13 protein-coding genes are annotated in these 13,754 nt (G+C 65.8%); 4 read left to right on the forward strand and 9 right to left on the reverse strand.

Annotated elements, in window-relative coordinates; genetic code table 11:
* Positions 1 to 44: 44 nt before the first annotated feature.
* The 7 genes from uvrC to VGM71_RS04005 all read right to left on the reverse strand — a co-directional run bounded on the left by uvrC (position 45) and on the right by VGM71_RS04005 (position 8,495).
* On the reverse strand, positions 45 to 1,871 hold the full coding sequence (gene uvrC / locus VGM71_RS03975; RefSeq protein ID WP_331542515.1) for an excinuclease ABC subunit UvrC: 1,827 nt from the start codon (positions 1,869 to 1,871) through the stop codon (positions 45 to 47).
* A gap of 212 nt (positions 1,872 to 2,083) precedes the next feature.
* Positions 2,084 to 2,875: a 3-deoxy-manno-octulosonate cytidylyltransferase gene (gene kdsB / locus VGM71_RS03980; RefSeq protein WP_331542516.1), complete on the reverse strand. Its 792-nt coding sequence runs from the start codon at positions 2,873 to 2,875 to the stop codon at positions 2,084 to 2,086.
* Positions 2,876 to 2,945: 70 nt separating this feature from the next.
* The gene (gene aroA, locus VGM71_RS03985) at positions 2,946 to 4,253 is read right to left on the reverse strand and encodes a 3-phosphoshikimate 1-carboxyvinyltransferase (protein WP_331542517.1); all 1,308 of its coding nucleotides are present in this window, start codon (positions 4,251 to 4,253) and stop codon (positions 2,946 to 2,948) included.
* Positions 4,250 to 5,362, reverse strand: coding sequence for a histidinol-phosphate transaminase (hisC, locus tag VGM71_RS03990; protein ID WP_331542518.1), 1,113 nt, complete (start codon positions 5,360 to 5,362; stop codon positions 4,250 to 4,252). Before hisC ends, aroA begins: the two co-directional genes overlap by 4 nt.
* Positions 5,359 to 6,459 carry a prephenate dehydratase gene (pheA, locus tag VGM71_RS03995; protein WP_331542519.1) on the reverse strand — a complete coding sequence of 367 codons (1,101 nt, stop codon included), beginning with the start codon at positions 6,457 to 6,459 and terminating at the stop codon, positions 5,359 to 5,361. The genes hisC and pheA overlap by 4 nt, the downstream gene beginning before the upstream one ends.
* A 79-nt stretch (positions 6,460 to 6,538) precedes the next feature.
* Positions 6,539 to 7,624, reverse strand: coding sequence for a 3-phosphoserine/phosphohydroxythreonine transaminase (gene serC / locus VGM71_RS04000; RefSeq protein ID WP_331542520.1), 1,086 nt, complete (start codon positions 7,622 to 7,624; stop codon positions 6,539 to 6,541).
* 103 nt (positions 7,625 to 7,727) lie between these two features.
* Complete coding sequence (locus VGM71_RS04005) at positions 7,728 to 8,495, reverse strand: FHA domain-containing protein (protein WP_331542521.1); 768 nt, start codon at positions 8,493 to 8,495, stop codon at positions 7,728 to 7,730.
* Between the two features lie 126 nt (positions 8,496 to 8,621).
* Here VGM71_RS04005 and VGM71_RS04010 point away from each other — a divergent pair, with 126 nt between their 5' ends.
* Positions 8,622 to 8,897, forward strand: coding sequence for a polyhydroxyalkanoic acid system family protein (locus VGM71_RS04010; RefSeq protein ID WP_331542522.1), 276 nt, complete (start codon positions 8,622 to 8,624; stop codon positions 8,895 to 8,897).
* A gap of 59 nt (positions 8,898 to 8,956) precedes the next feature.
* Positions 8,957 to 9,175 carry a translation initiation factor IF-1 gene (gene infA, locus VGM71_RS04015; protein WP_072323067.1) on the forward strand — a complete coding sequence of 73 codons (219 nt, stop codon included), beginning with the start codon at positions 8,957 to 8,959 and terminating at the stop codon, positions 9,173 to 9,175.
* A 74-nt stretch (positions 9,176 to 9,249) separates the two neighbouring features.
* Here infA and clpA read toward each other — a convergent pair whose 3' ends face one another.
* Both clpA and clpS read right to left on the reverse strand, forming a co-directional pair.
* On the reverse strand, positions 9,250 to 11,517 hold the full coding sequence (gene clpA, locus VGM71_RS04020; protein ID WP_331542523.1) for an ATP-dependent Clp protease ATP-binding subunit ClpA: 2,268 nt from the start codon (positions 11,515 to 11,517) through the stop codon (positions 9,250 to 9,252).
* Positions 11,518 to 11,595: 78 nt separating this feature from the next.
* Positions 11,596 to 11,928, reverse strand: coding sequence for an ATP-dependent Clp protease adapter ClpS (clpS, locus tag VGM71_RS04025; protein ID WP_331542533.1), 333 nt, complete (start codon positions 11,926 to 11,928; stop codon positions 11,596 to 11,598).
* A gap of 178 nt (positions 11,929 to 12,106) precedes the next feature.
* Between clpS and VGM71_RS04030 the strand changes: the two genes are divergently transcribed.
* Together VGM71_RS04030 and mnmA are read left to right on the forward strand one after the other, a co-directional pair.
* Positions 12,107 to 12,538, forward strand: a complete 432-nt coding sequence (locus tag VGM71_RS04030) for an NUDIX hydrolase (RefSeq protein WP_331542524.1) — start codon at positions 12,107 to 12,109, stop codon at positions 12,536 to 12,538.
* Positions 12,535 to 13,629 carry a tRNA 2-thiouridine(34) synthase MnmA gene (mnmA, locus tag VGM71_RS04035; protein WP_331542525.1) on the forward strand — a complete coding sequence of 365 codons (1,095 nt, stop codon included), beginning with the start codon at positions 12,535 to 12,537 and terminating at the stop codon, positions 13,627 to 13,629. The genes VGM71_RS04030 and mnmA overlap by 4 nt, the downstream gene beginning before the upstream one ends.
* Positions 13,630 to 13,754 lie beyond the last annotated feature (125 nt).

Below are 13,754 nucleotides of genomic sequence, written 5' to 3' on the forward strand. Positions count from 1 at the left end.
AGCCAGTGCAGGAAGCGGAGCCCATCGGCGCCGCATCCGTTCGTTCAGGGGTGCAGCATGGCATAAATGCGTTCGGCGAGACCGCGATCAATACCCTTTACGCTCATCAATTCCTCGACGCCCGCGGCTTCGACGCCTGCCAGTCCGCCAAAGGCCTTCAGCAGGGCCGCACGGCGCCGCGCGCCCACGCCTGCCACGTCCTCGAGGGTACTCCGCTCCCGTGCTGCCTCGCGCCGGCGCCTGTGCCCGCTGATCGCGAAACGGTGCGCTTCGTCGCGCACCGCTGCCACGAGGTGCAGCGCCGGTGACGAGGTGCCGGGATGCAGGGTCTTGCCACTGTCGGCGAGCACCAGGGTTTCCTCGCCCGCGCGACGGCCAGGCCCCTTGGCCACGCCCACCACGCGGATGCCCTCTTCCACGCCAAGCTCCCGCAGCACGTCCACGGCCTGGGCCACCTGGCCGGTGCCGCCGTCGATGAGCAGGATGTCGGGCTTCGTCCCGCCTTCCACCACCTTCTTGAAGCGACGGGTCAGCGCCTGATGCATGGCGGCATAGTCGTCGCCCGGGGTGATGCCGGCGATATTGAAGCGGCGGTAATGGGACTTCTCGGCCCCCTCCGGCCCGAACACCACGCAGGACGCGACGGTCAGCTCGCCGCGCGTATGGCTGATGTCGAAGCACTCGATGCGTCGCGGCAAGGTCTCGAGCTCCAGCACCTTCTGCAGATCGTCGAAACGCGCCAGCAGCGTGTGCCTGCTCGCCAGGCGCGAGGTCAACGCCGCGCTGGCATTGCGTTGGGCCATTTCGAGGAAGCGTGCGCGTTCGCCGCGAACATTGGGCTTCAGCGACACGACGTAACCTGCATGATCGGACAGGACCGAAGCGAGCACGTCCGCGTCTTCCACCGGATCGCTCAACACCAGCTCACGCGGCACCTGGCGTTCCAGATAGTACTGCGCGATGAACTGCGACAGCACGTCCGAGAGGGAGGCGTCCGTCGGCAGGCGTGGGAAGAAGTCGCGCGACCCGAGGCTCACGCCGTTGCGGAAGAACAGCACGCTCACGCAGGCCATGCCGCCTTCGATGCAACACGCGATCACGTCCATGTCCGCGCTGGCGCCTTGCACGAAATGCTGGGCCTGCAGCTTCCGCAATGCCGCCACCTGGTCCCGCAGGTTGGCCGCGCGCTCGAAATTCAGCGAGCGCGAGGCCGCTTCCATGGAGGCGGCCAGCTCGTCGATCACCGCACTGCTACGCCCTTCCAGGAACATCTCGGCGTGGCGCACGTCGCTCTTGTAGTCGTCCACCTCGATAAGGCGGACGCAAGGCGCACTGCAACGCCCGATCTGGTGCTGCAGGCAGGGACGCGAGCGGTTCCTGAAGTAGCTGTCCTCGCACTGGCGCACCTTGAACAGCTTCTGCATCAGGCCGAGGCTCTCGCGCACCGCGAAGGTGCTCGGATACGGTCCGAAATACCGGCCAGGCCCTGTCTTGGCGCCGCGATGGAAGGCCAGGCGCGGGTAATCCTCGCCACCGGACAGGTAGATATAGGGATAGCTCTTGTCGTCGCGCAACACGATGTTGTATCGCGGCTTCAGCGACTTGATCAGCTGGGACTCGAGCAGCAGCGCCTCGCCCGCCGTACGCGTGAGCGTCACCTCCGCGCGGGCGATCTGCGACACCATCGAGGCGATGCGCGGATCCATCGGCGGCTTCAGGAAGTAGTTGCCTACCCGCTTCCTGAGGTTGGCGGCCTTGCCGACGTACAGAAGCTCGTCTTCCGCATCGAAGTAGCGGTAGACGCCCGGAGAGGTGGTGAGATGGCGGACGAAGGCCTTGCCGTCGAACGGGTGCGACTCGGTGTGCTCCATTCCGTTATTTTACCGCGTCGACGGATCGCAGACGCGAAAACGCCGGCATGGGGATTGGCCATGCCGGCGAGGGCCTTCCTTGGGAGCGTCGCCGTCCTGCTAGGGGGTGAGTGTGGCGACGGGGTTAGATTACGTCGCGGCCCTTGATCGCGCGCCCGGCGAAGTCCGGCGCTGCTTGTAGGACTGGCCTGCAGTCGCGCGCAGGAAAAGCCCTACAACGGCTCGCGGGCCTGCCCAGCCAGCCACCGCTCGGCCCGGGCCAGGTCGTCGGCCGTGTCGATCCCAGGCGGAAACGGCTCGGGTGTGGGACTGACCGAGATGGCATAGCCATGTTCCAGGGCGCGTAGCTGCTCCAGCGACTCGGCCTGCTCCAGCGGAGTCCGCGGCAGGGCCGCCAGATGGCGCAGGAACCCTGCCCGGTACGCGTAGATACCGATATGGCGTAGGAAGGGCACGTTGGATGGGAGCGTGCCCTGGTCCCGGGCGAAGGCATCCCGGGCCCACGGGGCGGGCGCGCGGGTGAAATACAGCGCGCGGCCATGCCCGCCGCGGACGACCTTGACCACGTTGGGGTCGAAAAGCTCGTCGGCATCGTCGATGGGCGTGGCCAGGGTCGCCATGGGCGCCTCGTCGCCGGCCAGCGTGGCGACCACGGCACGAATGCCGGCGGCAGGGGCAAATGGCTCGTCGCCCTGGAGGTTCACGACCACGGTGTCGTCTGGCCAGCCAAAGTTACCCGCGGTTTCGGCAATACGATCACTGCCCGAGGCATGGTCTTCCCGGGTCATGCAGACCAGGATGTCACGGCAGCCTCGCAGTTCGTGGGCCACTCGCTCGTCGTCGGTGGCGACCACGACCTGCGCCGCCCCGGCCTGCGCCGCCCTCGCCGCTACCCGCCGGATCATCGACTCGCCACCGATCTTCAGCAGCGGCTTGCCCGGAAGCCGGGTGGAGCCGAAGCGCGCGGGCACCACGACGACGAACGGGGGGATCTTCACGGCCATGACGGCATCCGGCTCGGGGGGACGTGAAGCGTAGCGCCTTCAACACGCAGGCGTAATGGTCGAAGCGGCCTCAGGACTGCGTTTCGAGCCGGAAGCCTGTTCCGTTCGCCAGTTCCATGAACCCTGGGAACGAGGTCGCCACGTTGGCGCAATCGCCGATGGCGATGGGTGCCGAGGCCACGAGCCCCGCGATCGCAAAGCTCATGGCGATGCGATGGTCGCCATGGCTGTCGATGCTGCCACCGCCGATACCGCCACCCTGGATGATCGCGCCGTCGGGAAGCTCATCGATCGACACCCCGCAGGCCTTCAGCCCGTTGGCCATGCTGGCGATGCGGTCGGATTCCTTCACGCGCAGCTCGGCCGCACCGCGAATCGTCGTCGTGCCCTCGGCAACGGCCGCCGCAACAAAGAGCGCGGGGAACTCGTCGATCATGTCGGGAACGACGTCCGGAGGCAGCGTCACGCCGCGCAAAGGTGCGTGGCGGACGACCAGGTCGCCAATCGACTCGCCGCCGCTGCTGCGTTCGTTCTCCACCGCGATGTCCGCGCCCATCAGGCGGAGCGCCGCGAGGAGGCCGGTGCGGCGCGGGTTGAGGCCCACGGCCTTCAGGCGCACTGCCGAGCCGGGCACGATGCAGGCTGCCACGATGAAGAAGGCCGCTGAAGAGAAGTCGGCTGGCACGTCGACGTCCACCGCGTGCAACACATGGCCACCCTCCAGGCGCGCCCGGCCCGGTGAGTACTCGATGGGCCAGCCGAACGCCTTGAGCATGCTCTCGGTGTAGTCGCGCGTCGGATGCGGCTCGATCACTTCGGTGAAGCCTTTCGCGTACAAGCCGGCCAGCAGCAACGCCGACTTGATCTGGGCACTCGCAACGGGCGGATGGTACGTCACGCCATGCAACGCGGCCCCGCCATGGATGCGCAGTGGGGGCTTGCCGTCCGCGGTATCGATCGACGCGCCCATCGTCGCCAGCGGATCTGTCACGCGACGCATCGGCCGGCGCGACAACGATTCGTCGCCTACCAGTGTGGAATCGAACGCCTGCCCGGCAAGGAGTCCGGCGAGCAGGCGCATTCCCGTCCCGGCATTGCCGCAATCCAGCTCGCCGGAGCTGCCGCGAAGACCATGGAGACCCACGCCGTGGACAACGCGCGCGCCCGGAGACGGGGTTTCGAAACGCACGCCAAGCTTGCCCAGGATCGCGGCCGTGGCGCGGGTATCCTCGCCTTCGAGGAAACCGCGGATATGCGTCACGCCATCGGCGATGGCGCCGAACATCAGGGCGCGATGCGAAACGGACTTGTCGCCGGGCACGACGATCTCGCCACGCAGCGGACCGCCCGCGCGGCTCAGCCAGTCCACGCGGCTCATGGCAGGTTCTCCAGCAGACGCTCCAGTTCAGCGCGGTTGCCGATGCTCACGCGCACGGTGTGCGGCAGCCGGTAGCCACCCATCGGGCGCACGATTACACCGCGCTCGAACAGGTGTGCCTCGAACGAAGCCGCATCGCGGCCGAGGTCGACGAGCAGGAAGTTCGTCTGCGAAGGCAGCACGCGATAGCCGCGTGCGTTCAGTTCCTCAGCGAGCCATGCGCGATCGCGATAGTTAGTCGCGCGCACCCGGGCCCGATGCTCGTGATCGCCTAGCGCCGCTTCCGCCGCCACTAGCGCCACCGTGTTCACGTTGAACGACTCGCGCAGACGTTCGCAGACGGCGGCCACGGACGGATGGCTCAGCATGTAGCCGATGCGCAGGCCGGCCAAGGCATAGGCTTTGGAAAACGTGCGCGTGACGATGAGGTTCGGGAAACGGTCGAGCAGGTACACCGCGGTGCTCAAGCCCTCAGCCTCGACATATTCGTGGTACGCCTCGTCCACGACCACGAGCGTCTGTGCCGGGATCTTGCCGAGGAAAGCTTCCAGGGCCGCATCGCCGAACCACGTACCCGTGGGATTGTTCGGGTTGGCGAGGTAGACCAATCGCGTGTTTGCCGTGACGGCCGCGGCGATCGCATCCAGGTCATGCCCGTAAGGCGCGTCGGGATGATCCGGCGGAAGCGCCGGCACGGACACCGAGGGCGCGCCCGCGGCGGCGGCGGCGATCGGAAATACCGCGAAGCCGAACTGCGAGTGCACCACCGGATGCTCGGCATCGGCGAAACACTGCGCCAGCAGCATCAGCAGTTCGTGCGAACCGTTGCCGAGCGTGATGCCCGTCACGGGCACGCCCTGCTCGTCCGACAGCCCGCGCTTCAGAGAGGCGCCGAGCGGATCGGGATAACGCCAGATGGCCTCGAGCACGCGCGTCGCAGCGCGCATGGCATGGGGGCTCGGGCCCAACGGGTTTTCGTTGGAACCGAGTTCGGAAATCACGTCACCGAACCGCAGGCGCAGCGCGGGGAGGTCGTGGCCGGGATCGTAGGCGCGGAGTGCCGACGTCGCCCGATTGGCGAGCGCGGCTGCATCAAAAGGTGGGGTCATGGCAAGGCGACAGGGTAAGAGCCGAGGACGCGTACGTCGGCAGCGGCGGGTTTCATTTCTTCGAGCGCGGCCTGCACGGCCGGATCGTCCACATGGCCGGACACGTCGATGAAGAACGCGTATTGCCACTTCCCCGTGTGTGCCGGGCGGGACTCGATTCGGTTCATGCTGATGTCGTGGTCGGCGAGCGGCTTGAGCACGTCGAACAACGCGCCCGGCTTGTCGCGCACCGACACCAGCAGCGAAGTGCGGTCGTTACCCGAGGGAGGGAAGATCGAGCGGCCGATGACGAGGAAGCGCGTGGTGTTGTCCGAGCGGTCCTCGATGGGACCGGCCACGGTCTTCAGTCCGTAGACCCGTCCCGCCGTCTCGCCGGCGATCGCGGCGGATTCAGGAGAGAGGCGGGCGGTGCGCGCCGCTTCGGCGTTGCTCGACACCGGCACGCGTTCCGCGTGCGGGAGATTCACGCGCAGCCAGCCCTGGCATTGCTGCAGCGACTGCGGATGCGAGTAAACGCGCTTCACGTCTTTCAGCTCGCCGCTGAGCGACAGCAGGTTCTGGTGGACGCGCAGTTCCACTTCGCCGCAGATAGTGGCTTTCGACACGAGGAACATGTCCAGCGTCATCTGGATCATGCCCTGCCCGGAATTCTCGACCGGCACGACGCCGAAGTCGGCATTCCCCGCGGCAACTTCCTGGAACACCTCTTCGATACTTCCCAGCGGCAGCCCGTAGGCGGCGTGGCCGAAATGCTTACGCACGGCCTGTTCGCTGAAGGTGCCCTCAGGACCGAGGAAGCCGATCTTCAGCGGCTGCTGCTGCGACAGGCAGGACGACATGATCTCGCGGAACAGTCGAACCAGTTCCCCATCAGGCAACGGACCATCGTTGCGATCGATGACGCCGCGGAGTACCTGGGCTTCCCGTTCGGGTCGGTAATACTCCACCGCCGCCTTCAACGGGCCCTTGGCCCGTCCGACCTGCTGTGCCCAACGGGCGCGCTCGCTGATGAGCGATTGCAGTTGCTGGTCGATGCTGTCGATGCGCGTACGCGCCTCGGCGAGCGTGGCTTGTTTGTCGGCGGGGGTCTTGCTCATGGACGTCCAGGCGGCTAAGTGGTTGCAGGTGAAACGGTTACGCCCGCGGACACATGTTGCACCGCGGCGACTTCAGACTTTAACCGCGCCGCGTTGCAAAGTCCCGCATGAATTGCACGAGTGCCTCCACCGCGGCCTGCGACACCGCGTTGTAGAGCGAGGCGCGCATGCCTCCCACGGCCTTGTGCCCCTTGAGGCCGATGAAACCAGCGGCCTCGGATTCCGCGAGGAAAAGACTGTCCAGCGCGCTATCGTGCAAGACGAACGACGCGTTCATGCGTGAGCGTGCGCCGCGTTCCACATCGTTTCGATAGAAACCATTCGAATCGTCGATGGCGTCGTAGAACATGGCGGACTTGCGCGCGTTGCGCTCGCCCATGGCGCCGAGGCCGCCCTCCTGCTCGATCCACTCGAAGGTCAGGCCCGCGAGGTACCAGCCCCAGGTATTCGGTGTGTTGAGCATCGAATCGTTCGCCGCCTGCTCGGCGTAGCGGAGGATCCTCGCGATTGGCCTCGGCGGACGCGCCAGCAGGTCGTCGCGAATAATCATGAGCACGAGGCCCGAAGGCCCGATGTTCTTCTGCGCGCCGGCATAGATCAGGCCGAAGCGCGACACGTCAAGCGGTGCGCCGAGGATGTTCGAGGACATGTCCGCCACGAGCGGTATGTCGCCCACGTCGGGAATCTCATGGAATTCCAGGCCGCGAATGGTTTCGTTCGGCGTGTAGTGAACATAGGACGCCGCCGGATTCAGTTGCCACGTGGCTCGCGGCGGAAGCGTGAGGAAATCGGTGGATTCCGAACTGGCCGCCACGCGCGCGTCGACATGGAAGGCCGCTTCGCTCACCGCTTTCTTGCTGAAGACGCCGGTGACGATGTAATCGGCCGCGCCATCTTCCGGCGCGAGGTTCATCGGGATCTGCGCGAAATGCTGGGTCGCACCGCCCTGCAGGAACAGGACTTTGTAATTCGGGGGAATGTTCAACAGGCCGCGCAGCCGATGCTCGGTCGCTGCGGCCAATGCCATGAAGCGCTTGCCGCGATGGGAAAGTTCCATCACCGAAGCGCCGGCGCCGTTCCAGTCGAGCATGTCCGACTGCGCGCGTTCCAGGACTGCCTCCGACAGCGCCGCGGGACCGGCGCTGAAATTCCACGCTCTGCTCACTTCGTTCTCGCATCCGGGAAGGAAGAGGCATTATGCCTGTACGCGCGCGGCGCCAAGTGGGCTTAGCCCAAGGCCTTTCGGAGGCGCTTAACGATGCGGTCCGTCAGAAATGGACGAACAGGACCGCAGCAATACCCAGCGCCAGCAGCGCCGCGGTAAGGATCAGCCACCAGACGTCCCCGCGCGGCGCTTCCGCTTCGCTGGACGACGGTTCGGGTTCCGGTTCCGGCATCACCACCACCGGCTCAGCCGCCCATCCCGGCCCTTCGAAGACAAACCGGTGGGCCGCGATACCGATCTGGTCGCCGGGTTGCAGCGAGGCGCGCACCACCTTCACGCCATTGACGCGAACCGCATGACGCGGCGGCACGCGCGAGGCGTCGAGCACAAACTCCCCGTCACCCCATGCGAGAGTGAGCAACGCGGCATCGTTGCCGGGAAGCTCGAGGGGTAGCGCACCATGCGTGGACCCGAGTTCCAGGCGGTCGCCCACGGCGACCACGCGTCCTGACAAGGGCCCCGCCACCGGCCGCAACGCCACCGTGCAACGCGATTCGGTCGGTGCGACGACCTCCCGCGCATCGAGATCGGTGTCGTCCCGCACGAGCATCCGGCAATCGCCCAGCGACAGGCTGTCGCCCGGCCGCAGCAGCGCGCGCTCGCGTACGGGCCGCGCGTTGACGTAGACACGGCTCGCGGCGGGCGCGACTTCGAGCACCAGGCCACGCCGGTCACGGTGGATGGTGACATGGCGGGCGGCCACCTGGGCTTCGGACACGACCAGGTCGTTGTCCTCCGCACGGCCGATCGTGAGCATGGGCCGTGACCAGTGGAAATCACCGCGAGCCGAGCTGACGAATTCAATACGCATGGAGGGACCGGATCGTTGACGATGCGACTTTAGCAGAGCGCGGTATCTATTTGAACGCAAAGGTATCCACGTCGCGCGAAGTCCACCCTGCTAGACTCCGCCCCTTTCCGGAAACGAGGACCATCCATGGCGAAGATCGACATCCGCCGCCCCCACGGAACGACGGTGGAGAACGCTCGTGCCGTCGTCGACAAGGTCGCCGCACGCATGCGCGAGAAGTTCGGCACGGAAGGTACCTGGCAAGGCGACACCCTCACCTTCGCTCGCTCGGGCGTGAAGGGTGCGATCGCCGTTTCCGCCAGCGATGTCCACGTCACGGCGGAGTTGGGCATGCTGCTCTCGCCCCTGCGCGGCGCCATCGAGGACGAGATCCGGAAGAAGCTGGACGAGCAGTTCAGCTGATCCTATGGCATACTAAGCGACTTATGCGGCCATTCCGGCCGTCTGCCGACCCGGGACACATGGCAAAAGACGACGTCATCGAAATGGAAGGCACGGTCCTGGAGACCCTGCCCAACACCATGTTCCGCGTGCAGCTCGAGAACGGGCACGTCATTACCGCCCATATCTCCGGCCGTATGCGCAAGCACTACATCCGCATCCTCACGGGCGACAAGGTGAAGGTCGAAATGACCCCTTACGACCTGACCAAGGGACGCATCACGTACCGCATGAAGTAAGGCGCCTGGCGCCGCTTCGCGGGAAATAAAAAAAAGCCGCGGCTTGCGCCGCGGCTTTTTCGTTTGCCTGGAGATCAGGCCTCTGCCGTTGCCGGCTCGGCCGACTCCGTTTCCACATGCAGTTCGTCGCCGTCGACCGACAGCGTGACCTTGCCGCCATCGGCCAGCTTGCCGAACAGCAGCTCGTCGGCCAGGGCGCGCTTCACCTTGTCCTGGATCACGCGGGCCATCGGGCGGGCGCCCATCTGCGGATCGAAGCCATGTTCCGCCAACCAGCGACGGGCTTCCGGCGTCACGTCCACGCTCACCTTCTTCTCCGCCAGCTGGGCTTCCAGCTCGATCAGGAACTTGTCGACCACGCGCAGGATGTGGTCGAAGTCCAGGGCGTTGAACTGGATGACCGCGTCGAGGCGGTTGCGGAATTCCGGCGTGAACATGCGGCGGATGGTCTCCATCGCGTCCAGCGAATGGTTCTGCTTCACGAAGCCGATGCCGCGACGCGAGGCCAGTTGCGCACCCGCATTCGTGGTCATCACGATGATCACGTTCTTGAAGTTCGCCTCGCGGCCATTCGTGTCCGTCAACACACCCCGGTCCATGACCTGGAGCAGGATGTTGTAGACGTCCGGATGGGCCTTCTCGATCTCGTCCAGAAGGAGCACGCAATGCGGATGCTTGGTGATCTGCTCGGTGAGCAGGCCACCCTGGTCGAAACCGACGTAGCCGGGAGGCGCACCGACCAGGCGCGAAACCGAATGCGCTTCCATGTACTCGGACATGTCGAAGCGGACCATCTCGATGCCGAGCTGCATGGCGAGCTGGCGGGTGACCTCCGTCTTGCCGACACCGGTGGGACCGGCGAGCAGGAAGCTGCCGATCGGCTTGGACGGATCGCCCAGGCCCGAACGCGCCATCTTGATCGACGAGGCCAGGGCCTCGATCGACGCATCCTGTCCGAACACCACCATCTTCAGGTTGCGCTCAAGGTTGCGCAGTACGTCGCGATCCGACGCGGAGACCTGCTTCGCGGGGATACGCGCCATCTTGGCGACGATGTACTCGATCTCGGGCACGTCGACCTTGCCGGTACGCTCGTCTTCCGGCAGAAGGCGCTGGCGGGCACCGGCCTCGTCGATCACGTCGATGGCCTTGTCCGGCAGCAGGCGGTCGGGAATGTGCTTGACCGACAGGTCCACCGCGGCACGCAGCGCTTCCCCGGTGTACTCCACCGAATGGTGCTCCTCGAACCGGCTCTTCAGGCCGCGCAGGATCTCGATGGAATCGGCCACGGTAGGCTCGACCACGTCGATCTTCTGGAAACGGCGAGCCAGCGCGCGGTCCTTTTCGAACACGCCGCGGAATTCCTGGAACGTGGTGGAACCGATGCAGCGCAGTTCGCCCGAGGCCAGCATGGGCTTGATCAGGTTCGATGCGTCCATGGTGCCGCCCGACGCCGAACCGGCACCGATGATGGTGTGGATCTCGTCGATGAACAGGATGGCGTTGGGCTGCTTCTTGAGCTGGGCGATGACCGCCTTCAGGCGCTTTTCGAAATCGCCGCGGTACTTGGTGCCCGCGACCAGCGCGCCGAGGTCCAGCGACCAGATCGTGCAGTCTTCCAGCACTTCAGGTACCTGACCCTCCACGATGCGCTTGGCCAGGCCCTCGGCCAGTGCCGTCTTGCCCACGCCCGCCTCACCCACGTACAGCGGGTTGTTCTTCCGGCGGCGGCACAGGACCTGGATGGTCCGCTCCACTTCGTCCTGGCGGCCGATCAGGGGGTCGATCTTGCCCTGGATGGCCAGTTCGTTCAGGTTCGAGGCGTATTCGCTGAGGGGGTTGCCCTTCCCTTCGCCGCCATCCTCACCGTCGCGCTCGGCATTCGGGGCCGCCGCGGCGGATTCGTCGCCGATCTTGGCGATGCCGTGCGAGATGTAGTTGACGACGTCCAGGCGGGTGATCTCCTGCTGATGCAGGAAATACACGGCGTGGGAGTCCTTCTCGCCGAAAATGGCCACGAGCACGTTGGCCCCGGTGACTTCCTTACGACCGGAGGACTGCACGTGGTACACCGCGCGCTGGAGCACGCGCTGGAAGCCCAGGGTGGGCTGGGTATCGCGCTCGTCGCCGGCCGGGAGCACCGGTACCGTCTCGGCGACGATCCGCTGCAGGTCGGCCGCCAGGCGCGGCAGATCGACCCCACAGGCCCGCAGGGCGGCCAGGGCCGAGGTGTTCTCCGTGAGCGCGAGCAACAGGTGCTCCACGGTCATGAATTCGTGGCGCTGCTCACGGGCCTGCTTATAGCAGTGCCCAATGGTGACTTCGAGATCCTTGCTGAACATACGGACCGTCTCCGATAGCTGTGGGCGGCGGGGACCAGCCCCTTGTCAATGCCGCATGAACTCCAGATGGGGGATCGGCTACATCTTTTCCATAGTGCACAGGAGCGGGTGCTGATGAGACCGTGAGTACTCGTTGACCTGCGTCACCTTGGTTTCTGCCACCTCCCGGGTGAATACGCCGCAGACGCCCTTACCTCGTGTATGAACATGAAGCATCACTTGCACCGCCCGCTCCTGGTCCATGCCGAAAAAACTGCGCAATACCTCGATCACGAAATCCATCGGTGTGAAATCGTCGTTCAGCAGGACGACCTGGAACAGGGGCGGCCTTGCCGTTTCCGGGCGGGCCGTCTCTACGGCGAGGCCATGCCCGCGCTCACTTTCCTGATCGTGTTCGTGTTCTTGGGACATTAATTCGGAGCCTTCGATACGCGGTTCGTTTATACACCGGAATTTGACCTGCATTCGGGTCGCAACCACAGGTAATGGCACAATATGCCTTTTTCCAGAGCCCTATCTCCTTAAGCCGATGCCGCAGACAACCCCCTCCAACGGAAGCGTGTGGTGCCCCCGGGTCACGGTGGCGTGTGTGATTGCGCGCGGCGATCGCTTCCTCATCGTCGAGGAAGACGCCGTGAGCGGCGGGCTGGCCTACAACCAGCCGGCCGGACATCTCGATCCGGGCGAGACGCTGCAGGCCGCGGCCGTGCGCGAGACCCTGGAGGAAACCGGCCATCACGTCGCGCTTGATGCCTTCCTCGGGGTATGGCAGTGGACCAGTTCGGAACATGGGGAGCAGGTGCTCCGCTTCGGCTTTGCCGGGCACGTGCTGTCACATGACGCGTCGCTCTCGCTCGACGAAGGCATCCACCGTGCCCTGTGGCTGCGCCGGGACGAAATCGAGGCGCTCGGCACGCGCCTCCGCACGCCGCTGGTGCTCGATGCCATCGACGCCTGGCTGGACGGGCGCCGGTTGGCGTTGGACACCGTCTCCAGCCTGCTTCCAGGCGCCAACCCGTGAAGGTGGTCCTTGGCGTCTCCGGTGGCGTCGACTCCTCGGTCGCCGCCCTCCTGCTCCAGCAGGCAGGGCACAACGTCGAGGGCATGTTCATGCAGAACTGGGAAGAAGACGACCGCTCGGGCCCCTGCACCACCGACGAAGACCGAAAAGACGCCGTGGCCGTGTGCGGCCGTCTGGGCATTCCCTTCCATGCGCGAAATTTTGCGGGGGAGTATTGGGACGGCGTGTTCGCCTACTTCCTCGCCGAATATGCGGCCGGGCGCACGCCGAATCCAGACGTGCTCTGCAACCGCGAGATCAAGTTCAAGACCTTCCTGGAACACGCCCGGGCCCTGGGCGCGGAGAAGATCGCGACGGGCCACTACGCGCGGGTGGACTTCCGCGACGGCCGCTATCGCCTCCTGCGCGCGGTCGACGCGGCGAAGGACCAGAGCTACTTCCTCCACGCACTGGGACAGGCGCAACTGGCCGCTACCCTGTTCCCCGTGGGTGAGATAGAGAAGCCGCGCGTGCGCGAGATGGCCCGCGAGGCCGCCTTGCCCACGCATGCGAAGAAGGATTCCACCGGCATCTGCTTCATCGGCGAACGCGACTTCCGGGCCTTCCTCGCCCAGTACCTGCCGGCGAAGCCCGGTGCGATGCTCGATCCCGACGGGCGCCGCATCGGCGAACACCAGGGCGTGATGTATTACACGCTGGGCCAGCGCAATGGACTCGGCATCGGCGGACGTGCCGATGCGCCGAACGAGCCGTGGTACGTGGTGGGCAAGGACGTTGCCGAAAACACCCTGATCGTCGCCCAGGGCGGTGAGAATCGCTGGCTGCAGTCGACCCGCCTCGAAGCCACCGATGCCACCTGGGTCGCGGGCGAAGCGCCTGCCCCCGGCTTCCGCTGCACAGCGAAGACACGTTACCGGCAGGCCGACCAGGCGTGCACGGTCGCGGTTCGCGGTGATGGCCTGTACGTCGTCTTCGACGAACCGCAGCGGGCGGTCACACCCGGCCAGTCGGTGGTTCTGTACGATGACGAGGCCTGCCTCGGCGGTGCGGTGATCGCGGCCACCGATGCACCCTACGGCGGCCTGACATGAGGCACGGACGCACCCTACGGCGGCCTGACATGAGGCCCTGTAGGAGCGCGCCCTGCGCGCGACAGCTTTTGGCGCCAGTATCCAGGATTGCCGCGAAAAGCTGTCGCGCGCAGGGCGCGCTCCTA

The organism is Luteibacter sp. (assembly GCF_036499525.1).
Lineage (GTDB): Bacteria > Pseudomonadota > Gammaproteobacteria > Xanthomonadales > Rhodanobacteraceae > Luteibacter.